The organism is Micromonospora sp. NPDC049089, from assembly GCF_040648775.1.
In the GTDB taxonomy this organism is placed as follows: Bacteria; Actinomycetota; Actinomycetes; order Mycobacteriales; family Micromonosporaceae; genus Micromonospora.
On the sequence record NZ_JBEZEH010000389.1, the window covers coordinates 979 to 1818 of the forward strand.

The following is an 840-nucleotide window of genomic DNA, read 5'->3' on the forward strand; positions in this document are numbered from 1 at the left end:
GCCGTATGAGCCGCTTTAATGGTTTCACGAGTTTAAAGACGACCTTGGGGGTTTTTGTGAAGTTCTTTGCCGTAACCGGACCGGTACGGGGGCGCTCCTGATGGACCTGCTCCGCCAATTGCGCCACGTGCGTCGGCACTGGTGGGTCGCGCTGGTCACGGTCATGGTGGCTCTCGGCGTCTCGGCGTTCCTGACCGTACGTGCCCAACCTCGGTACGTCGCCTCGGTGACCTTCTTCGTCACGACCCCCAACACCGGCGTCACCGACGCCTACCAGGGCGGGCTCTTCCTCCAGCAGCGTGTCAAGTCGTACGCTGACCTGCTCAGCAGCGACCGGCTGGCGCAGAGCGTGGTGGCCGAGACTCCGGTCGGCCTCACCGCGGACGAGGTGCAGCGCCGGGTGAGTACCTCCACCGAGACCGGCACCGTTCTGCTGCGGGCATCGGTCACCGACACCGACCAGGCCCGCGCGTTGCGCGTGACGGAGAGCCTCGCCAACAAGTTCGTCGAACTCGTACAGAAGGTGGAGACGACACCGGAGGGCAAGGCGCCGATCAAGATCGAGATCGTCAGTGGCCCGCGGGTCAGCGCCAACCCCGTCTCGCCGCAGCCGGTCCGCAACCTCACGCTCGGTGGCCTGGTCGGCCTGCTCCTCGGCATCGGTCTGGCGATCCTGCGCGGCGTCGCCGATGTCCGACTGCGCGACGCCGCCGGCCTGCAACGCGCCACGGGCAGCCCGCTGCTCGGTGAGATCCCGTTCGAGGCCAACGCCCGCAGCGCGCCGCTCATCGTGGGCGACGCCGCGACCTCGGCGCGCGCCGAGGCGGTCCGCAAGCTGCG

Annotated in this window: 1 protein-coding gene; it reads left to right on the forward strand. The window is 68.5% G+C overall.

Annotation, left to right across the window (positions count from 1 at the left end):
- Positions 1-100 precede the first annotated feature (100 nt).
- On the forward strand, positions 101-840 hold a 740-nt coding region (locus AB0B48_RS32990), incomplete at its 3' end, for a Wzz/FepE/Etk N-terminal domain-containing protein (RefSeq protein WP_357208543.1).